Source organism: Pseudomonas sp. DCA-1 (genome assembly GCF_046523955.1).
Taxonomy (GTDB): Bacteria; Pseudomonadota; Gammaproteobacteria; order Pseudomonadales; family Pseudomonadaceae; genus Aquipseudomonas; species Aquipseudomonas putida_Y.
This window is the reverse complement of sequence record NZ_CP169881.1, coordinates 5,062,835-5,081,784: the sequence shown is the minus strand read 5'-3', so window position 1 is coordinate 5,081,784 and position 18,950 is coordinate 5,062,835. Positions and strand designations below refer to the sequence as shown.

Here is an 18,950-nt window from a genome sequence, read left to right as displayed (position 1 = left end):
ATGAGATGCTGCCCATGAGTCCGCGCACGGGTTTTAGCGTACTCGGCAAGCTAACTCGTCACATGGAGGGCGTGCATGTCGCTGATCTAAACGCTTCGGCGCTCCGGTCACTTTCGCTATGGTGCGGAAATTGACAGCCCTTCCGAAGTCATCTCATGACCTCATGGGCTTGGGGAAATACTGCGTAGCGCAGCGGTAGATTGCCTTGCCGATAGATTTGGGTAAGCGCCCGCTGCCAAGGGGCAGCGGGCAGTTTGTTGCAGGTATCTGGCCGTTCCGCTGAAGGCTCAATCGTCGCCGTGCTTCTTGTCCAGGTACGCTGCGACCATATAGCCAATTACACCTGCGATAGTCAGCGCACTGATGACGGCAAGCACGGCATATACAAGCAATTCAAAACGATCCATACCCTGACTCCTTTAATTCGAGCTCTGCCAAGGTTAAGGGCGTCTGATCTAATCCCAAATCTGCTGTGTGATGGCTTAGCGACTGGTACCGGCGGCTTCCTTCCTCAGGTTTGCTCGGGCACCGACGTACGCATCAGTTTCCCAGATACGCATATTCCCGAGCTCGTAGGCGACGTGATTCCGGGCCTCCAGATCCTCATCTTGGGGAGCTTTGCCCCCAAGAATTGGGGCGTGGTGACCAGACAATCGCCAGTAGAGCTCGCAGGCATATGCCGCGCGACAATCATCAATGTTTAGTCCGTGAGAAAGTAAAAGCTCTTGAGCTGCAGGTAGGTTCTTTAATTTCCATGTACGCCAAGCTGCTGGTGTCGCGTGGCTGCTGCCCTGAAGTTTTTGAAATGCCGCGGCCTTCTTCAAAATTACAATTTGCTCAGGGGCAGAGATATTAATGATCCGATGCTCATGTTTATCTTTGCTGAACACATAAAAGATGTTTTCTTCTTCGGCGTCCTTGTGAGCATCTTCTGCGTCGAAGAAAAAAGCCTCAAGCAATGACATGCCGAGGTATCGAACCAATCTGATCAATGTTGCTAGCTGCTCTGAGTGGAGAGCCTGAATATCCACCATCGCGGCTTCAAACCTAGTTCGGTCAAGACCGCGAGGTACCGTAATCCGTGCATGGCTTGGAAAGCCTAGCCGGCTACCAGCATCAGCCGCTGAGCCCTTCCAGCGTCCATCACTTGCGAAGCTCATTACTGAATGTACAGTCTCAAGCAGAGCGATTACGTTTTGCTGCGGAAGGTTCCCTTGGTATGCCTGGATGTAGAGCTCTTCCCCGTACTCCCTCACAAGTTTTTTATTGACGAATTCCAGGATATCCACCTCATGAGAGTCCCTGGCATAAACACAAAACTGCGCCCATTGCTGGTCGTGGATCATGGCCTCGTGTTGCCCAAGTAGCCCGCGTCGGACTGCCTCCCCGAGTACCGCCGAGCCGGCCTTGGTCAAGTCCCGATCAAAATGTGAGTGGAAACTCTGTTTCATTGTCATTCCTCCATTCAGCTCAGGTGCTGAGCTGCTAAAGGAAATTTTGAGCGAGGAAAAGCATCCTGGGGTTCGGTTTCAGTCGCTTTCAGCGCCTGAAATTGACGAGCCCATCCGTCCCGTAAACGGTCGTTTATGGCACACCTATTCCAGATGATCTTTTGGACTTGGGATTTACCGCTTTCCTGTCACTTTTCCTGTACCGAAATCAGTGTGAGAAAAACGTATGGGAAAGCAGATTGGATATGCCCGAGTGTCGACTGATGATCAGAATCTCGACCTGCAGCGAGATGCACTTGCTCTGGCTGGGTGCTCAACAGTCTATGAGGAGACCATGAGCGGCAAGTCGGCGGACAGGCTGGAGCTGAGGCATTGCCTCAAAGCTCTGCGTAGTGGTGACACTCTGGTTGTCTGGCGACTGGACCGCCTTGGTCGTTCTTTGCCTGACTTGGTTGGGATTGTCAGTAGCTTGGAGCGGGAAGGGGTGGCCTTCGAGTCCATAACCGAACGAATCGAAACCACCAGCGCTGCCGGCAAGCTGATCTTCCATGTGTTTGCAGCCTTGGCCGAGTTCGAGCGCAATCTGATTCGAGAGCGGACCCGCGCAGGACTGGCTGCGGCTCGGGCTCGCGGTCGGAAGGGAGGACGCAAGCCTGCGCTGGATGATCGTCAGGTACGTGAGATCCGAGCTCTTCTCAGAGATCCTGAGATACAGGTAACCGATGTTGCCCGACGGTATGGCGTTTCTCGAACAACGCTTTACCGCTACGTCGGTTCGCCGAAATCATCTGCGGTCGTTTAGATCGTGTCCCGGGAAGTGGTGTAACTGAACCAGCCGAAGGCGCCCTGCGGGCGAAAGAGGATGGTCATCGTGGTTCTTGGCTAACGTTGAGTTTGCGAAGACCAAACACTCACCAGAGAAACCACGATGACCAAGCCCACTATCGCATTGACCGAGTTGGTTGAGAAAGGGGCAGACGCTGATCTGCTCAAGCAAATGATCCAGTTCGTTGCCCAGCGCATGATGGAGTTCGACGTCGAAGGCCTGTGCGGCGCGGGCTTCGATGTCAAAAGCCCAGACCGGACAAATAGCCGTAATGGCTACCGCGATCGTCTTTGGCAAACCCGCGCAGGCGACGTCGACCTTAAGATTCCCAAGCTGCGCCAAGGCAGCTATTTCCCTGGTTTCCTTGAACCTCGACGCACCGCTGAGAAAGCCATGGCGGCAGTCATCCAGGAGGCCTACATCCAAGGCGTTTCAACACGCTCAGTGGACGAGCTGGTCAAAGCCATGGGCATGACCGGCATCTCCAAAAGCCAGGTCTCACGGCTAGCTGGTGAGATCGATGAGCGCGTTCACGCCTTCCTTGACCGCCCGCTTGAGGGCGACTGGCCCTATCTCTGGATCGATGCCACCTACGTCAAAGTGCGGGAGGCCGGACGCATCGTCTCGGTCGCCGTAATAATCGCCGTGGCCGTGAACACCGACGGTGGCCGCGAAGTCCTGGGCATGCGGGTTGGGCCGTCAGAGGCTGAGCCGTTCTGGACAGACTTCCTGCGCAGCCTCACGCGACGTGGCTTGCGGGGCGTGAAACTGGTCATCTCCGACGCCCACGAAGGGCTCAAGGCGGCTGTTTCCAAGGTCTTCAACGCGACCTGGCAGCGCTGCCGTGTGCATTTCATGCGTAATGCCATGGCCCACGTCGGCAAAGGTCAGCGCACCATGGTGGCGGCCCTACTGCGCACAGTCTTCGCCCAGGACAGCCGTGCCGAATGCCATCAGCAATGGCGTTTGGTCGCTGATCAGCTACGCGAAAAATACCCCAAGATCGCGACACTCATGGACGGCTGCGAGGATGAAGTGCTGGCTCACATGGCGTTTCCAAAAGCGCACCGACAGCAATTACACAGCACCAATCCACTGGAGCGGCTTAACGCGGAGATCAAACGCCGCACCGACGTCGTAGGCATCTTTCCCAACGATCCTGCAATCACACGGCTGGTAGGCGCGATGCTGCTGGAGCAGAACGACGAGTGGTGCCTGCAACGGCGTTACATGCAGTTGGAGGCCTTTGAGGCAGTCAGCGATAATCCACAGGCCAAGCTGTCGGCCGTGATCAACTAAACGGCGAACTCAGCGGCCAGAACCATGATGAGTTACACCACTTCCCGGGACACGATCGTCGTTTAAGTGGTGGTGGTATTTTCCGCTGAAGTTGTCCAGATAATTTTGGGCGCTATGACCTGGCAGGCAAGTGACGGATGTCTCCGGCGCACTACGTGTGCCGTACTACCACTGAATAAAAATAGGGAGTTTTCATGTCGGTGCATTTTTCTGTGAAGGGATGCGTTGGTACCTTGCTGTTGGTTGCGCTAGTTGGGTGCTCCAGTACCCCGAGGGTCACGTTGCCAGAACCTAAAAATGTTCCTCGCGAGAAATGGTCCGATGCCATGCTGGTTCTGGAAGCCATGCGCATCGATGGTCAGCGCGATATTCCAAGGGAAATGGTCGGGAACGAGGTAAATAACTTGAGCGCGCTGGGGTCTTCGGGAGGCTCTGGAGGTCTGGCGACGGCAGGTTTGGGATACGTGTCACCTCCAACTGGTTTTAGCAGCGCAGGAGCAGCCTCTCTTGGCGTCGGGTTGTTCTTGCTGGGTGGTGGCAGCGCTGGCCCTGTCTATCATTACCAGGTTGCTGCGTGGGTGCCTGAGGAACTCGCGTCTAACCCAAAGGAGGCATCTGCGTTGGTCAGGTTGGCCTGGCTTGATGCGAGAGAAAAATACTTCGGTGGGAAAATCTCAAAGTTGCGTCATGAGCCGGCTAAGTACGCTGACGGATCAGGCAAGAAATACGACAGGCTTGCAGATTTGGCTGCTGGGAACCCTGCACCGTTCGACGCTCCGGCGAGCGCTGCGCCAGCATTCATTTCGGCCGAGAAAGCCTACGGCCCGATTTTCCTGACCGATCCCTCAGGCGAACTATTTGCTGACGCTAGCAGAGCTGATAAGGACGGCATGGATGCGCTGGCGGGTATTGCTCGTCACCTGCCCGAATGGATATATGCATACTACCCTGGACGGAATTGGCCTAAGGACTTCCGACCTGCCGCTATTTACAACAAGAACGGCAATCTCTATTTCATTGGGAAGTAGTTCGTGGTCGACCTGTGCGCCTGGCGTGCCGGGGTTTTATCTGCGGAATCAGTCATACAGACTCTCTCGCGAGTCGAAGGCGTTCAATAAAAACGAAGATGCTCAACACGAGTATTGAGCACCTTCGACGTGCGTTGAGCGCCTTCAGGGAGCGGTGGGAAGCTCCCATGCCCATCCGCCCTGCATACCTGTTTTGTGTGAACGTATACCTAGCTGTTTCTGGGCTCTGCGAAGTGACGCCGAAGAAATGCAACGTTCTTCAGCTAAAGCCATCAACGCATTGATTGCAACAGGCCCAGCTTGCAACGTCTCCTCAAGAAAGCTGCGCGCTTCTTGAGTAGCTGATGCGGGTCTGGCGTCACCCGTTTGCTCGATAGCAGCGAGAATGGCTTCAGCGCTACCATCGATGGCCTCTCCCCATCGGATGCAGGTTGTCTCCAACTGCTCGTCTATAACGATGGGCTCAACGAAATACTCGATTCCTCCGTTATCAATCGAAACGTTGGACTTGGCTCGGACAAGCACCCTGGCTTCTGAATTTTGATCCTTCTCTGCCACCAGTACAGTGCGAGCGAGCGCGGAGAATGCCTGGCTGCCGATTACACGATTAGCGGCGGAGGACTGGGCCGTACCTTTGCTCAGGTGAGATATGCCGAGGACAGCGCAACAATGCCGCTCTGCAAAATCCACTACCATTTGTAGCCCTTGCCGAACCTCGTTTGCTCGGTGCATATCCCCACGAATAAGATTGATCAGTGGATCGAAAATCAGCAATGAAACGCCGTCAATACGTGCTGCTGCCTCATTCAAAAGGGCAAAGTTGGCTGCAGGATCAAACTGTCGCCTGTTCCCGCGCTGATCACTTAGCCCTTCGATTATGTGCACGCGGGTTAGGTCTGCATCTGCAGCCGTAAGGCGGGGAATGATCGTGTCAGCGATACCATCCTCGCCGCTCCAGATTACGATGTTGCCTGCTGCCTCACATTTGCTGCCGTCTGGCCAGTCACCACCTCTGCTGAGCGTGGCGGCCAGCGAGATTGCCAGCGTGGTTTTGCCGCATCCACCTGCGCCGGCAAGAATGGATAACTTTGCCTTTGGCAGCCAGCCTGGCCAAATCCACTGGATTTTTTCCGCTGGGATATCGACCGCTGCTGTGAGTTCTATCATCCAGCCCGGTTGTTGAGGTGTTCGGCGCTGCATTACAGCGCCTCCCTTTGCCGAATCCAAGCCTGGACTTCGCTATTACGCCAACCGACGCTGGAGCCGCACAAAAGGCGCTGTCGCGGGAAAAGGCCTTCCGAAATTTTCCGATAGATCGTTGAACGTTTTAGGCCGACGATTGCCTCGACATCGCGCAAACGAAGAATTTTGTCATCGTCGCTGACATCATCAGAGTTGCTAACGTGCATTGCCATAGGTTTGAGTCCTAGGTTCTGAAGCGTGGGGCAGCGTCCTCCGGCACTACTGCTAAAAAGGGTAAAAGACGGATATCGGCTGGCTATATAGCGAGCAGGGGCATTTGCCACACGCATAGGTATATGCGCGTTTCCGAGATTGATGTTCGGTAGCGTCGGAGGTCGTTGTGGGCTACAGAAGTTCTAGGGCCCTAAGGCTTCTAGTGGCAGAACGGACTGAGAGTGTCCTGGCCAGATACGCAAATCAACCAATGGCAGCTGATGCGGGCCGTTCAGCGGATGCGAACGAGGCGAAGTTTTTAACATCGTTACCAGGGCGACGTGGCGGACCGTTGCGGATCGATATGGATCGCTTGGGACGAACACTATTTAACATGAGAGTGCCGGGCTGGCAATCAGCAGGTGCTCTGCCTTGGTTGGGAAAGGGTGGCCCAACCAAGGCAATAGTTGACTGAGTGCTCAGCGTTTTATCGGACTCAACTAGTCATCTGTACCGATATCGAGTTTGGGCAATCCCTTGACGATTTTCTGGGTTTCCAAGCTCACGGTGACCACGCGCTGGAACAGCTCCAGAGGGTATTTGGGGTTGCCCATGGTTTCGGTTGCCCAGTCGTTGGCGTCGTTGACGATGCCGCTGGCTTTGTCGGTGCGCACGGCTTGGCGTTCCATTACCCAATCCAGCGCAGCTTTGCCGTTGACCACGTAATCCCAAGCCACCTCGGGGATGCCCTTGAGGGTGATACGGGGGTTATAGATGACTGTGGTTTTGTCGCCCTTCTTGGCGAACTTCATCTTCTCCACTCGGTAGTCGGCATCGGTCAGCGTGCCCTTGGCCTCGATGGTCAACGGGTACGGCTCGACAGTTTCGTAGTTCAGGTGAAGGTCAGCCAGGGCGCGGCCTGCTTTGCTGAAAGCCCAGAAGTCGGCGGCCTTCTTGACAGCCGGGATGCGCGGCAGCTCTTTGCTCAGGTTGTCAGCAAAGCGCTCGCGGTAGTCTGGGGAGTGCAGGATGCCGTAGACGTAGTAGAACAGGTCTTCTTTGCTGATCTGCTCGCCGGGGTAGGTGGTATTGAAGTGTGCAAGGCCGGCATCGGTGATGGCATCGCGCCGGCGCAGCCCGGCTTCAGTGGGCTCGGAAAAGAGATCTTTTTTCGAGGCCTGTGCGGTTTCGTCGTAGAGGTACAGGGGGAAGCACTGCGAACCCTCAATATCCACGAAGTGAAGGCTTGGTACATGGCGAGAAATCAAGGCGCTAAATGCAACCTTTTCACCTGTGGCAGAAACGCCGATCACCAAATTCTCAGCCACGGCATCGGGAAAAATGCGCGGCATCTGGTAAACCATCTCGTTGAATCGACGGTTGAAGTACAACCATTGCTTGGTGAAAGGGCGATAAAGTGCAGGCACCAAGCAGTCGACCTCGAAGGCATAGCTGCGATCTTTGCCAAGATCCTGCTTCAGTGCGCGAGTCCAACTGATGCGTGTCGGATCGGTGTCAATAAATCCATCCACCTGAGCCTGACGGCCCTTGGTATCCAGCCCCGGATGCGCCGCATTGAAGCGCTTTACTTCAGCGTTGTAGAAACCAATCATGCCTTCCATATTGGTCGCTAATTTGGCTTTGCAGGAATTGAAGGCCCAAGCATCACGCTGAGTTTTCACGCCATTGGAGTAGTTGTCGAACAGTGTAAGTGCGCTTTTGTCGTCCTTTTCGCCCAACACAATGAACTGGTTAAAGCTGTCGTCACGCTGCTTAACCCAGTCCCCGTGCTCATCCGGGGTGATCGGCTGCCACTGCTCGATGCCGGCCACGCTGCTAAAGCCGGCGATCTTCTCCAGCTTTTCCTCACGGCTGAGGTAGTCGCCTATGTCGTTGAAATTAATCTGGCCACAAGCCTCTGCGTTAGGATTCTTGACCAATAGGGAGATGGCAATAGGCGCTCGACTACCCATGCCAAACACGTTGTCCTTTTCCTTCCGGCGTGTTTCACCTGATGTGCGGGCGTTCCCGCGCAGATGGAACACATACAGGCTGGAAAACTCATCATTTAGGCACTTCCGCAGTCCGTCAGTAGTGCTGGCATCGACAAAGCCGGCGTTGGTAACAAAGCCGATGATCCCGGCATCACCGATACGATCGCTGGCCCATCGGATGGCGCGAATGTAGCTGTCATACAGCGAGTTCTTGTTGGTTGCTTCAGAACGCGCTCCGTATGTATCACGAATGCGTGCGTCCAATGATGGATAGGGCACATTGGCATTGTTGGCATTGGCATCTCCTTGACCAACCGAATACGGCGGATTACCCACAATCACCCGTATATCCAAATCCTTCTGGCGCTGACGCCGGGCGCTGTTGTCCTCCAGCAGCGCGCTTACCAAATCGTCCTTTTCGTACATCTGGAAGGTGTCGGTCAGGCAGATACCTTCAAACGGGGTGTATTCGTCAATCACTTCGCCGTGGTATGCCGCTTCGATATTGATGGCCGCGATGTAGTAGGCCAGCAGTACCAGCTCGTTGGCGTGAATCTCGTGTCTGTATTTGTGCGGCAGCTCGTCCGGCTTGATCAGGCCTGACTGGATCAGGCGGGTGATAAAGGTACCGGTGCCGGTGAACGGGTCAATGATGTGGACGCCCTTGCTGCCCAAGGTCTGGCTGAACTCCTGCTGCAGCAGGTGATTGACGCTGTGCAGAATAAAGTCCACGACCTCAACCGGGGTGTAAACGATCCCTAGGCGCTCAGTCATCTTGGGGAAGGCATTGCGGAAAAACTTGTCGTACAGCTCGACGATGATCTTCTGCTTGCCTTGGGCATTGTTGATGCCGGCAGCGCGTTGCCGCACGCTGGCGTAGAACTTATCCAGGGTATCGGCTTCCTTGGCCAGGTGATGTTCATGAAGCGCGTCCAGTACGCCTTGCATGGCCTTGGACATGGGGTTGTGGCTGGCGAAGCTGTATTCATCGAACAGCGCGTCGAACACTGGCTTGGTTACCAGGTGCTGGGCGAGCATTTCGACAATCTCGCCATCGCTGATGCTGTCGTTGAGGTCGTCGCGCAGCTCGGTGGCGAAGGCATTGAATGCGGTCTTTTCCTGGATGTTGGCAGGGTTCTCCAGGATGCCCTGAATGCGGTCGATATGGGTGCGGGCGATCTTGGCGATGTCGTTGGCCCAGTCTTCCCAGTGGTGGCGGTTGCCGCACTTGTCAACGATCTTGGCGTAGATGGCCTTCTCGATTTCCCCCACCTCATAGGCCAGCTCGGCCTGCTGGGTCATCTGGCCTTCGACATCGTACTTAGCGCGTTTCTCACCAATGCCGTACTGGCCTTTGCCTGCCTGGCCGTTGCTGGTGCCACTAGCTTTCCTGGCCTTTTTCTCGGCCTTGTCGGTGATGGCGATGACTTCCATCTTGCGCGGGTCAGAGCCAATCAGGTCGAGCTTATTGACCATGGCGTCGAAGCTGTCGTCGTGCGAGCGCAGTGCCTGAAGCACCTGCCAGACCACCTTATAGGTCTGGTTGTCGTTGAGCGCTTCATGGGGCTCCATACCGGCAGGAATAACCACCGGCAGCACCACATAGCCACGCTTCTTGCCCGGTGCGTTGCGCATTACCCTGCCAACGGATTGCACCACGTCGACCTGGGAATTACGCGGGGTGAGGAAAAGCACGGCGTCCAGCGCTGGCACGTCGACACCTTCAGACAGGCAGCGCACATTGCTGAGGATGCGGCAGGTGTTGGCTGGCGGTTCTTCCTTGAGCCAGTTGAGCTTGGCTTCCTTGGCACTGGCGTTCATGCCGCCATCGACGTGTGCGGCTTCGCAGATGATGCGTGAGGCCTCATCGATGTTTTCTGACTCCTGATAAGCTTCTACCACCGACTGGAACATGCTGGCGATGTTGATCGAGCTGACCTTGTGCTTGGTGCCCTTGTAGTTGGGCGAGATGACCTGGCAGAAAGCTACAGCGCGCTTCATGGGTTGATCATCACCCACCAGGTTTTCCGCCAGTCCCTGCTTGGCCAGCGCCTTCCAGCAACCGACTATCTTGGCGGCGTCATCTACCTTGAGCTGGTTGTTCTCGTCCTTCAGCATGTCCTGAAGGCGGCGGCTGATGGTGCTCTCCTCGACGGTGAGTACCAGCACTTTGTAATCAGTGAGCAGGCCGCGCTGAACGGCCTCGGAGAAGTTGATGACGAACAGCTCTTTGCCGTACAGCGCCTCGTCATCCATCGAGCACAGTGTGACTTCGCCGGACTCAGCCTTGAGCTTGGCGTTGTCGCCATAGATGCGCGGCGTGGCGGTCATGTACAGGCGTTTGCTGGCGCGGATGTAGTCGGCATCATGGATGCGCACGAAGGTGCTTTCGTCGTCATCATCAAAGGTTGCGCCGGTAGTGCGGTGCGCTTCGTCGCAGATCACCAGATCGAACGTGGCCATGTCATGCTCATGCTGGGCGCGGCTGATCACGTCGATGGAGTGATAGGTGGAGAACACCACGCTCATGTGCTCGGCATCGTGGCGCTTGAGCATTTCCGCTGCGAGGCGATCCGCCTGGGTGGTAGCCGGGTAGCGCAGCTCGTGGGTGAACACCTGAACCGCGTCATCCTCTGCTTTGCGCTTCTTGCCTACGTCACTGTCGGAGCAGACGGCAAAGCTGTGGAGCGGGGTGGTACTTTCCTGCGTCCATTCGGTAAGGGTCTGCGATAGCAGCGACAGGCTGGGCACCAAGAACAGTACGCGCTTACCCTTACCGGTCTGCTGCTCGGCAATCTTCAGGCTGGTGAAGGTCTTGCCGGTGCCGCAAGCCATGATCAGCTTGCCGCGCTCGGCATCCTTGAGGCCGGCGGCTACGGCGTTTAGTGCAGTCTGTTGGTGATCGCGAAGCTGCTTCTTGGCCTTGAGGGCGACTGCCTGATTGGGTTGATACTTGGCCCAGTCAATTTGGCTGTCTTCCAAGGCTTGTAAGTCGATCTTACTGACTGGGGGCTGCTGGCCTTGAAGCGCATCCTCGGCGTGCTCGCTCCAGTTGTTAGTGGTGGTAACGATGACGCGGTGCGAGAACGGCGTTTTGCCCGAGGCGGTAAAGAAACTGTCGATGTCTTTCTTCTGGACTTTGTAGTCCTCGGCATACAGCTTGCACTGGATAGCGTGGTATTGGCCGGTGCCCTGGGTGCGAGCCACTAAATCAATGCCAGCATCTTTGCCGCTGAGTCCTTGCTCCTTGGCCCATTGCGCATATGTCCATACCTTTTCGTACAGGTCGCGGTAGGTGGCTTCGTTGCGCAGATAAGTGCAAACCAGCTCTTCGAAGTAAGTACCTTTTTCGCGTTCGGTGACAGAAGCGCTGCGGTAGGTAGTGAGCAAGGCTGATAAGGCTGACATCGGCAGGAATTCCTTTTGAACTATGCGTGGCGCATTGCAGACGCCAAATCCGCGCAGTTTAGCAATTCAGCCCGTACTCATGCGAAGCGATGGTGTTTGTGCTGGTTTCAAGGGGGCCGGCTGATGGCGCGAGCGCGCATTCAGTTTTTTATCGAGTCCAAATAATCGGCCCATGTCTGCATCATTTCGCGGCGCTCCGGCAAGAAGGTGGTTCGATCGTACGCACGTCCCAGCGGATTTTTTACCGTGTGAGCAAGCTGATGCTCCAGGAGATCGGGGCGAAATCCTAGCACCTCCGCACCTATGGTTCTCGCTGTCGCACGAAAGCCGTGCCCAGTCATTTCGTCGCCGCTGATGTCCATGCGGCGTAATGCGCTGAGTACGGCATTGTTGGACATCGGCCGGTCGCCTCCTCGTGCCGAGGGGAAGGCGTACCGATGTCTGCCGGTGAGTGGTTTCAGCTCGCGCAGAACCGCGACTGCTTGTTGGCTGAGAGGAACCAAATGATCCGGCCGATCCTGTTTGGTGGCAGTAAGCCCTTTCATCTTGTGACCAGGAATCAACCATTCGCCCGTATCCAGATTGACCTCCGACCACTCCATGTGACGCAGGTCTCCGGGTCGGCAGAACAGCAACGGAGCCAGTTTTAAGGCACAACAAACAGGCATCGTTCCGCTATAGCTATCCAGTGCTTTAAGCAGAGCGCCGAGCTTTTCAGGGTCGGTCACGGCAGCAAAGTGTTTCACCCGCTTGGCTGGGAGCGTACGTGAGAGATTCCCAATCTGGTTGGGTGGGGTGATGCCGGCAGCTTCGGCGAACTCGAAAATTTGCTTGTAGATCTGAGCAACACGACGTGCTGTCTCGCGCGCGCCGCGCTTGATGATGCGCTGGAGGTTTTCTACCAGCATGGGCGTGCTGATGCTGCTGATCGGGAGTTTCCCCAGCCAGGGGTAGGCATTGAGCTCAAGGCGCTGCCGCACCGTGCGGGTGTACTCCGGGTCCCAGGAGGACTCGCGAATACTCAGCCACTGCGTGGCAACTGACTCAAACGTGTGCTGGTGATCGAGCTGGCTGACCACCTTGGCCATGCGTCTTTGCAGTGAGGGGTCTTGGCCGCTGGCGAGCTGGACACGAGCATCATCACGTTTTCGCCGCGCCTCCTGCAGGCCGACCTCTGGGTAAACGCCAAGAGCCAAGCGTTTTTCCTTGCCCAGAAAGCGATACTTCAAGCGCCAGTAACGGCCTCCGTTGGGCTGCACTTCCAGGTACAAACCTTGTTCGTCATACAGGCGGTACGGCTTGTCCTGGGGCTTGGCGTTGCGGCAGTTGGTGTCTTTCAGGGGCATTGGGGGCACATCCTCTCCGAGCGAGCTGATGAGCGTTTTATGCCCCCATATATGCCCCCGTCAACCGTGGGATGCCCTGGGATCAGCTGGGAAAACGCGGGCAAGAAAAAGGCCGTAAAGCGTTGATTTCTCTAGGCTTTACGGCTTTTCTGGGTCTTCCTGGGAAGACAAATTGGTGGAGCCGGGGGGATTTGAACCCCCGTCTACTCCAAGATCGGCGCGGGTTGCAGATTCTAAGCTGGCATAAAGCTGTCATTAATGGGATCTGTGTTCTAGGGCTCTTTCCACAGCAGCGGTTCCATCCCCTCTCCCATGATCATCCAAAGACGGTGGCTGACTAGGTAACCACTTTGTCCATTGTTCACATCCCATCGATAAATCTCACCCCGCTTAGACTTAACAGGCGGTCCACCGATGTCGGAGATCAAGCTTACCAGAGCTTTTTTTGTCGAAGGGGCAGCGGCGAACATTACTGCACTGATCACCCTAGTTTTTTCGTCATAATCGTATTCGATAGACTCGAAGTACCCGTCGGGAATGCTGACTTTGACTTTCCATTCACCATCAGAATTCCAGTGCACGTCTTTGGAACTATAAAGAGATTTCAGCTCGTCTACCGAGTCACCTACTCTTGGGCGACCATAACCTACAGGGTAAAAGTTCGCTTGAAATAAATTTGCCAAATGTAACTTCTGGATTGTGAGATTTTGCGAAACTATTCGTTCATTCAGCTCTCCAACTTGTAGCTCGGTGTCAGTCAGTTTCTTTTGGGTTTCAAGGTGTGCGGTCTTTACTTCATCGATCTCTTTTTTAGTTTTGGTGCTTGTTTCAGCAACGTTTTTGTATTCTAGTGTGACCTCGAGTACTTTCATTGGTACTCGGTAATTCTCGTAAAAATAAGTTATGCAAGTCGCGACGACGCCCGCAGTCACGATAATCGCTGAAGTGAGTTTAAATATTAATGACTTTTCAACCGATTCAGTCATGGATAACGCTTTCCTTAGTCGTCGCCTCGGGCGTGATCGAGGCATTGAAGAAGGATGATACTGCTTTGCCGCCTGCATCGTCATTTACTGTTGGCATCCATCTACCGTAAACCCTGGCGATCATCGTCCAGTCGCTATGGCCCATCTGTTTTGCCACCCACATAGGATGCTCACCTGCCGACAGCATCATCGACGCATAGGTGTGACGGGTCTGGTACGGACGGCGGTACCGGACACCGGCTTTCTTCATCGCCGGATGCCACATGGTCTTCCGGATCGGTTGATCTCCAGCCCAGCGCTCTAATGTGCGCGGGTTCTGGAAGACCTCTTTGTCAGCGAGGAAGGTGTGCGCCTTCTGTGCTGTGAGCGCCTCAAGGGCCGGACGAAGCAACTTCACTGAACGCCGGCCTGCTGCCGTCTTCGTCACTTCTGCCTCTCCAGCAGCAGCCTGAGTCATTGCCCGACTGATCATCACCTCTCCACGTACCCAGTCCACATCTCCCCAATCCAGCGCAACAAGCTCGCTCGTCCGGAGCCCCGTCCATAGGGCGAACTGAACCATGTTCCTGGCCTGGCCGCTCAAGGCTGCCAGAATCGCTTGCTGCTCCTCGGGTGTGAACGGGTCCACATCGTCATCTTTCGGCGGCGCTTCCTTCCTGGCGTAGGTCCACCCGGCCAACGGGTTGATGTCCAGCAGCTCTTCATCGACGGCATCATTGAGTGCAGATCGGAGGCAGCTCTGTATGTTGCTCAAGGTCTTGTTGCCTACCTGTAGGTCATCCAGCCAGTCGCGTACCAGCTTCCGTTTGAAGTCCACCACCAGGTGGTGACCGAGCGCAGGCACCAGCCGAAGCTCGACGATCTTCCGATAGCCTTCGAAGGTACTGCTCGATATGTGCTTCTGCTTGGCGGCCAGCCACCTGGTGAGAAACCCACCCACTGTTTCCTGGCTGGTCTCGGGTGCGAACTTAGAAGCCCTGGGCGAGCCAGGGAACGTGACGGCATAGTCGAACGTCCCCTGTGCGATCGCATGTTCAATCGCTGCCTTGTGCTGCTGGGCCTTCTTCAGATTAGTGGCGGTGGGCTTGAGCGCGACGCGCTCGCGGCACCTAACACCCCGGAACATGAACGTGATCTCGATACTCGAGTCTGAGACTGCCCTGACACCGCTCCCGCCTCTACCCATGATTCATATCCTTCCATGTCAATAAGCGTCCGGCCATCCGGCGCCTTTAGCCAAATTTCGCCAAGCCGCCAGATCCCGTCGCGGATCTTTGAGCGGATCGCGTCCTCGGTGTAGCCAGACTCACTGGCAAACTTTCTGACGGTCATGTAGCGCATTGCCTTACTCCACCGGGCGCGTCAGGTTTTGGTTGTCACGCTGATCTGTCACGACAGCCGCCGCGAGCGCCGCCAGTTCGGCCACCAATACGTCGGTCCGACCATAGAACCTCCCGGCATCCTCGTTCACGAACCGCTCGAGCACGGTGGCCACGGCGGGCTGGTTGGCGAGGCCGCGCAGGTCCGGCTCAGCGAGCGGTACGTCAGTCGATGGTGCGTACACGAACGCCTCCTGGCTGATCAGCAGCGTGCGCACCGGCCTGATGCCCTTGCACTTGCTCACCCAGTTGGTATCAGGCACGCACCAGGGCAGCATATGCAGGCACCAAGCAGTCGCTGCGTTCGCCTTCTGGCTGCTGGTCCAGTACTCGCTAAGGCCGAACGCCTGGGTGGCGCCCCTGACCGTGTACGACCCGTCGTGACCCCATTCTGGAAGCTGCAAGAGATTGCAGCGCAGCACCTGCAGCTCTTCGATGGAAGGGATGTGCCAGCCCCAGGTGCCGCGGATGTTCGTGCCAAGCACCTTGCGGGCGATAACACTGCCCTCGGCGGCCATGGCCTGGGTGTTAGCCAGGCCGTCGAAGCGCGACGTGGCACCCCGGATGCGTGGGCGTGGGCCTTCCTCCTGCCACCAATGGGCAGCCACTTCGAACTCCCGGCCTGCGTCGATGACTGCGTGCTCAGCCCCATCGAAGAAGAGACGGCCGGCGAAGAAGCCGCCGCCCAGGGGCTGGCCGATGGCGGGGAGGGCGGCGGGATTGATTGATCGGCGCTTGATCATTTTGCAGTCCTCGGTTTTCCGGTGACGACATGACTGCCCTGGCTGTCGTGCACTGTCACAGTGGGCGCGTTGCGTACCATCGTGCCGTCGGGCATATGCGTGTAGGTCGGGATTCCGTAGAGCGGTCCACCGGGCGCGCACGGATCAGGCATGGATCCTGGGTTGTCCAGCATCATCTGCTCGAATTGGCGCATGTAGGCGTTGAAGAGCGGACCATTCTTGAAGTCGGGTTGATTGCGGCCAGACCGCGTGCTGGCGCTGTCCTCCAGACCTGCCACGAATGCAACCCCGGAAAGCGTGCCTCTAGCCTCGACGGCATACTTGGCAGCTTCATCTCGATGCACGCCATTGACCGCCAGGACATCAAGGATGGCATCAAGGCCATGCACAATGGTCAGGTAGTCATCGGCCCGCAGAAGCCAGTCGGCGATAGCCAGAAAGTTTTTCCGGCGACCTTGACGACGCTTTTCACGCTCGGCCTCCAGCGCTTTCACCTTGCTGGTGGTGAACGGCAGACCCGCTTTCGCAGCCTTGATGTGAGCGCCATAGTAAGCGTGATCGTGCTCGCGCTCGGCGCACAAGTGACGGGCAGCGCGCCGGGCGATGATCAGGGAGACCAATGGCTCGACGTTGCCGCGGTTGGCCAGCTCGGTCAGCCGACGTACGTGCTCAGGCTTCATGCGCATGGCTGATCTCCCGATTCGGCAACGGCGCGCATGTGCAGCTTTATGCCGCAGGACTTGGCCAGGTCGGCCAGCTTGCCCACTGTGGTGTTCGGATCCTGCAGGGCCTCGCCGAAGCGGATCAGGCGCTCGCCCAGTTGGCCAAGGTCATCTTGCAGGTGCAGGCGGGTGCCTTGGGTCATCATGTGCGTCATGGCTGCTCCTCCTGCACCACCTGCTGCTGCAAGGCCTCCAGGCGCAGGGCGGTGTCGACCTCGCGGTCCAGCTCTTCATCACAGAACCATTTGTTTCCGCGCACCACCAACAGGTCGTGGTCAGGATCGTTCAGACGCTCGCGGTCTCGCAGATAGCGGTACCGGCGTGCATCGGCAGCCATCTGGACGTGCTCGTCGATGTTGAATTCTGATACCTGCTGGGCGGTACCTTCGGCGACTCGGCGCTGGTGAATCTCCTCCCGGTCGATGATTACGCCGCGCGGGGCCTCAATACCCAGGCGGACCTGGTAACCGTTGACCTGGGCCACGGTTACCCGGATGTTGCCGCCGATGATGACGGCCTTACCGATGTTGCGACTGAGCATAAGCATGTGAATCTCCTTATTTCGGGCAAGCCGGGGGCCTGCCGCGATGGTTGGCTTTCGCAAAAATCAGGGTTGGATCAGGTCAGGCGGATGTCATCACGCCACCGCCAACGCGCACTCGGCGCGTCGGGTTGCTACACGGATTTCAATTTTTCGCTCGCCGCTGTTGCCGCCACGACGAACACGCATTGCTTGGTCGTCTCCGATCATGCCGTGGATGGCCATAATCAGGGCTAGTGCGGTTACGGCAGGGCTGATGACGCCAAGCTTGAATGCCTCAGCAACCAGCGCAGCGCGACGGGTGACACCCCATTTCGTGCCGAGGGCGATCAGGCGCTTCTTGACGCCATCCTCGCTGATGCCCAATGCCCGAGCTGCTTCCTTGCCAGAAGCTCCACCAGCGATGGCCAGCAGGCATTCCAGCTCGCGAGGAGCTGCGCCATGACCCAGCAAGCCCTGCCAGTTGCCAATGGTGATTGAGGTTGCGGTGGTCATGGTGAGTGCTCCTTGCCGGCGTTGATGTGGCAAAGAGTACCAATTGGATAATTTTGGTCAATCCTTTTGGTAAATTTTTTTCCAAAAAAAAAGCCCGCTCATCAGCGGGCCCTTTACCAGCAGGATTCAGACTCTGCTTCCACTCCATACAAACACTACCCTTCCTAGGATCTGAACTCGCTCCTCAAGATCCTGTGGAACTACGATCTCTTTGTATTTGGGGTTATCGGACACTATCCGTATGCCGTCCACCTCACGCTGGATTCTCTTTACCAGCAGGGACGTGCTCATGGCTATCAGGTAGACAGCGTCATAGGAAACTGAATCCACACCCGTGTCGATGAGAAGCAGATCGCCATGCTTGATCGTGGGCGCCATCGACTCGCCCATTCCGGTGATGATTCTGAGGTTCGATATTTCGGTCATGGCGACTGTTCGTCGCAGCCATTCGACCTCCAAGGACATTCTGCTAGCCACTACCTCAGTCTCAGGAGCGAAGCGCCCTGGACCCATCGATGCCTCGACATCCATCACTGGGATATCAACATGACCGTTGTATCTCTCGATCTTTTGGGCGAGCCGAACAGGGATATCCATGTGAATAGGCGGAATCGCATCTGGGTTGGTCGCTGGGTCCCATGCTCCGCCAGCCTCAAGCTTTGTGAGAGGAGTGTCGAGATAACCAGGATCGATCCCCAGCGATCTCTCAATGTCTCGCGCCATGGATTCTCCAATGTTCCTTGAGTGGGCGGGATTGTCTGAAAACAGCCTCGACACGTACGAAGCAGGTTTGCCAATAGCCTCGGCCAGAGAGGACTTGCGTCCGCTGAACATTGTGAGAAGGAGCTTATGAAGGCGGTGGCGCCGGATGTCTTTGATTTCCATACCTGAAATGTACCTTTTATTTCCCATGAGGGAAATTACCTTGAATTGGTACATTTTCTGGGTAAGCTAGGGCGAAAATGCACCATTAGGTAAATTCAATGAACCTGGCCGACTACCTAGAAGCCTTGCCCAGGGGCGGAAAGAAAATCGTCGCCTTGCGGCTTGGCGTGACCGCCTCCTACCTGTCTCGCCTCGTCTCGGGTGATCGGTCTGTAACCGCTGAGCGGGCTATCCAAATCGAAGAAGCTACTGACGGGGTCGTTACTCGCTTTGAGCTTCGTCCTGACATCCAGTGGGTGATTCCCAAGCGGCCCAAGCGTAATGCCAAGTTGCCCCTACGGGAAACAAATGTACAGACAGACCCTGGGCAATACAGCTCCACCTGCAGGGCTGTTAATCCATCCAGCACCCCGCAGCCACCCCCATGACGGCCTGCCAATCCCATTTTTTGC

Annotated in this window: 17 protein-coding genes; 4 read left to right on the top strand and 13 right to left on the bottom strand. The window is 56.4% G+C overall.

Annotated elements, in window-relative coordinates; translation table 11 throughout:
* Positions 1 to 482: 482 nt before the first annotated feature.
* A complete protein-coding gene (locus ACE4QZ_RS24005) occupies positions 483 to 1,451 on the bottom strand; it encodes an integrase (RefSeq protein WP_410480227.1) in 969 nt (322 codons plus the stop codon).
* A gap of 226 nt (positions 1,452 to 1,677) precedes the next feature.
* On the opposite strand from ACE4QZ_RS24005, the gene ACE4QZ_RS24000 reads away from it, so the two are divergent.
* The 3 genes from ACE4QZ_RS24000 to ACE4QZ_RS23990 all read left to right on the top strand — a co-directional run bounded on the left by ACE4QZ_RS24000 (position 1,678) and on the right by ACE4QZ_RS23990 (position 4,604).
* Positions 1,678 to 2,253 carry a recombinase family protein gene (locus tag ACE4QZ_RS24000; RefSeq protein WP_410480226.1) on the top strand — a complete coding sequence of 192 codons (576 nt, stop codon included), beginning with the start codon at positions 1,678 to 1,680 and terminating at the stop codon, positions 2,251 to 2,253.
* A gap of 126 nt (positions 2,254 to 2,379) precedes the next feature.
* The gene (locus tag ACE4QZ_RS23995) at positions 2,380 to 3,576 is read left to right on the top strand and encodes an IS256 family transposase (protein WP_004575957.1); all 1,197 of its coding nucleotides are present in this window, start codon (positions 2,380 to 2,382) and stop codon (positions 3,574 to 3,576) included.
* 194 nt (positions 3,577 to 3,770) lie between these two features.
* Positions 3,771 to 4,604, top strand: coding sequence for a hypothetical protein (locus tag ACE4QZ_RS23990; RefSeq protein ID WP_041167257.1), 834 nt, complete (start codon positions 3,771 to 3,773; stop codon positions 4,602 to 4,604).
* Between the two features lie 144 nt (positions 4,605 to 4,748).
* On the opposite strand, the gene ACE4QZ_RS23985 is transcribed toward ACE4QZ_RS23990, so the two are convergent.
* The 12 genes from ACE4QZ_RS23985 to ACE4QZ_RS23930 form a co-directional block, all read right to left on the bottom strand.
* Positions 4,749 to 5,804: an AAA family ATPase gene (locus tag ACE4QZ_RS23985; protein ID WP_041167256.1), complete on the bottom strand. Its 1,056-nt coding sequence runs from the start codon at positions 5,802 to 5,804 to the stop codon at positions 4,749 to 4,751.
* The gene (locus ACE4QZ_RS23980) at positions 5,804 to 6,019 is read right to left on the bottom strand and encodes a helix-turn-helix transcriptional regulator (RefSeq protein ID WP_014754489.1); all 216 of its coding nucleotides are present in this window, start codon (positions 6,017 to 6,019) and stop codon (positions 5,804 to 5,806) included. Before ACE4QZ_RS23980 ends, ACE4QZ_RS23985 begins: the two co-directional genes overlap by 1 nt.
* Before the next feature lie 480 nt (positions 6,020 to 6,499).
* Positions 6,500 to 11,401, bottom strand: coding sequence for a DEAD/DEAH box helicase (locus ACE4QZ_RS23975; RefSeq protein ID WP_014754487.1), 4,902 nt, complete (start codon positions 11,399 to 11,401; stop codon positions 6,500 to 6,502).
* A gap of 140 nt (positions 11,402 to 11,541) precedes the next feature.
* Positions 11,542 to 12,747 carry a tyrosine-type recombinase/integrase gene (locus tag ACE4QZ_RS23970; RefSeq protein WP_014754486.1) on the bottom strand — a complete coding sequence of 402 codons (1,206 nt, stop codon included), beginning with the start codon at positions 12,745 to 12,747 and terminating at the stop codon, positions 11,542 to 11,544.
* A 272-nt stretch (positions 12,748 to 13,019) separates the two neighbouring features.
* Positions 13,020 to 13,733 (bottom strand): hypothetical protein, encoded by a 714-nt coding sequence (locus ACE4QZ_RS23965; protein ID WP_410480225.1) that lies wholly within the window; start codon positions 13,731 to 13,733, stop codon positions 13,020 to 13,022.
* Positions 13,726 to 14,919, bottom strand: a complete 1,194-nt coding sequence (locus tag ACE4QZ_RS23960) for an Arm DNA-binding domain-containing protein (RefSeq protein WP_410480224.1) — start codon at positions 14,917 to 14,919, stop codon at positions 13,726 to 13,728. Before ACE4QZ_RS23960 ends, ACE4QZ_RS23965 begins: the two co-directional genes overlap by 8 nt.
* Before the next feature lie 159 nt (positions 14,920 to 15,078).
* A complete protein-coding gene (locus ACE4QZ_RS23955) occupies positions 15,079 to 15,855 on the bottom strand; it encodes a hypothetical protein (RefSeq protein ID WP_410480223.1) in 777 nt (258 codons plus the stop codon).
* On the bottom strand, positions 15,852 to 16,541 hold the full coding sequence (locus ACE4QZ_RS23950) for a hypothetical protein (RefSeq protein ID WP_410480222.1): 690 nt from the start codon (positions 16,539 to 16,541) through the stop codon (positions 15,852 to 15,854). The genes ACE4QZ_RS23955 and ACE4QZ_RS23950 overlap by 4 nt, the downstream gene beginning before the upstream one ends.
* Complete coding sequence (locus ACE4QZ_RS23945; RefSeq protein ID WP_410480221.1) at positions 16,532 to 16,732, bottom strand: hypothetical protein; 201 nt, start codon at positions 16,730 to 16,732, stop codon at positions 16,532 to 16,534. Before ACE4QZ_RS23945 ends, ACE4QZ_RS23950 begins: the two co-directional genes overlap by 10 nt.
* Positions 16,729 to 17,124 carry a carbon storage regulator gene (locus ACE4QZ_RS23940; RefSeq protein ID WP_410480220.1) on the bottom strand — a complete coding sequence of 132 codons (396 nt, stop codon included), beginning with the start codon at positions 17,122 to 17,124 and terminating at the stop codon, positions 16,729 to 16,731. The genes ACE4QZ_RS23945 and ACE4QZ_RS23940 overlap by 4 nt, the downstream gene beginning before the upstream one ends.
* Positions 17,125 to 17,214: 90 nt before the next feature.
* Complete coding sequence (locus ACE4QZ_RS23935; RefSeq protein WP_410480219.1) at positions 17,215 to 17,613, bottom strand: LuxR C-terminal-related transcriptional regulator; 399 nt, start codon at positions 17,611 to 17,613, stop codon at positions 17,215 to 17,217.
* Between the two features lie 126 nt (positions 17,614 to 17,739).
* Positions 17,740 to 18,498, bottom strand: coding sequence for a helix-turn-helix transcriptional regulator (locus ACE4QZ_RS23930; protein ID WP_410480218.1), 759 nt, complete (start codon positions 18,496 to 18,498; stop codon positions 17,740 to 17,742).
* 98 nt (positions 18,499 to 18,596) lie between these two features.
* On the opposite strand from ACE4QZ_RS23930, the gene ACE4QZ_RS23925 reads away from it, so the two are divergent.
* Positions 18,597 to 18,926 (top strand): transcriptional regulator, encoded by a 330-nt coding sequence (locus ACE4QZ_RS23925; protein ID WP_410480217.1) that lies wholly within the window; start codon positions 18,597 to 18,599, stop codon positions 18,924 to 18,926.
* Positions 18,927 to 18,950 lie beyond the last annotated feature (24 nt).

Coding starts and splice junctions, on each gene's coding strand:
- ACE4QZ_RS24005 (WP_410480227.1), bottom strand. CDS start 1,451: ATGAAACAGAGTTTCCACTCACATTTTGATCGGGACTTGACCAAGGCC.
- ACE4QZ_RS24000 (WP_410480226.1), top strand. CDS start 1,678: ATGGGAAAGCAGATTGGATATGCCCGAGTGTCGACTGATGATCAGAAT.
- ACE4QZ_RS23995 (WP_004575957.1), top strand. CDS start 2,380: ATGACCAAGCCCACTATCGCATTGACCGAGTTGGTTGAGAAAGGGGCA.
- ACE4QZ_RS23990 (WP_041167257.1), top strand. CDS start 3,771: ATGTCGGTGCATTTTTCTGTGAAGGGATGCGTTGGTACCTTGCTGTTG.
- ACE4QZ_RS23985 (WP_041167256.1), bottom strand. CDS start 5,804: ATGCAGCGCCGAACACCTCAACAACCGGGCTGGATGATAGAACTCACA.
- ACE4QZ_RS23980 (WP_014754489.1), bottom strand. CDS start 6,019: ATGGCAATGCACGTTAGCAACTCTGATGATGTCAGCGACGATGACAAA.
- ACE4QZ_RS23975 (WP_014754487.1), bottom strand. CDS start 11,401: ATGTCAGCCTTATCAGCCTTGCTCACTACCTACCGCAGCGCTTCTGTC.
- ACE4QZ_RS23970 (WP_014754486.1), bottom strand. CDS start 12,747: ATGCCCCTGAAAGACACCAACTGCCGCAACGCCAAGCCCCAGGACAAG.
- ACE4QZ_RS23965 (WP_410480225.1), bottom strand. CDS start 13,733: ATGACTGAATCGGTTGAAAAGTCATTAATATTTAAACTCACTTCAGCG.
- ACE4QZ_RS23960 (WP_410480224.1), bottom strand. CDS start 14,919: ATGGGTAGAGGCGGGAGCGGTGTCAGGGCAGTCTCAGACTCGAGTATC.
- ACE4QZ_RS23955 (WP_410480223.1), bottom strand. CDS start 15,855: ATGATCAAGCGCCGATCAATCAATCCCGCCGCCCTCCCCGCCATCGGC.
- ACE4QZ_RS23950 (WP_410480222.1), bottom strand. CDS start 16,541: ATGCGCATGAAGCCTGAGCACGTACGTCGGCTGACCGAGCTGGCCAAC.
- ACE4QZ_RS23945 (WP_410480221.1), bottom strand. CDS start 16,732: ATGACGCACATGATGACCCAAGGCACCCGCCTGCACCTGCAAGATGAC.
- ACE4QZ_RS23940 (WP_410480220.1), bottom strand. CDS start 17,124: ATGCTTATGCTCAGTCGCAACATCGGTAAGGCCGTCATCATCGGCGGC.
- ACE4QZ_RS23935 (WP_410480219.1), bottom strand. CDS start 17,613: ATGACCACCGCAACCTCAATCACCATTGGCAACTGGCAGGGCTTGCTG.
- ACE4QZ_RS23930 (WP_410480218.1), bottom strand. CDS start 18,498: ATGGAAATCAAAGACATCCGGCGCCACCGCCTTCATAAGCTCCTTCTC.
- ACE4QZ_RS23925 (WP_410480217.1), top strand. CDS start 18,597: ATGAACCTGGCCGACTACCTAGAAGCCTTGCCCAGGGGCGGAAAGAAA.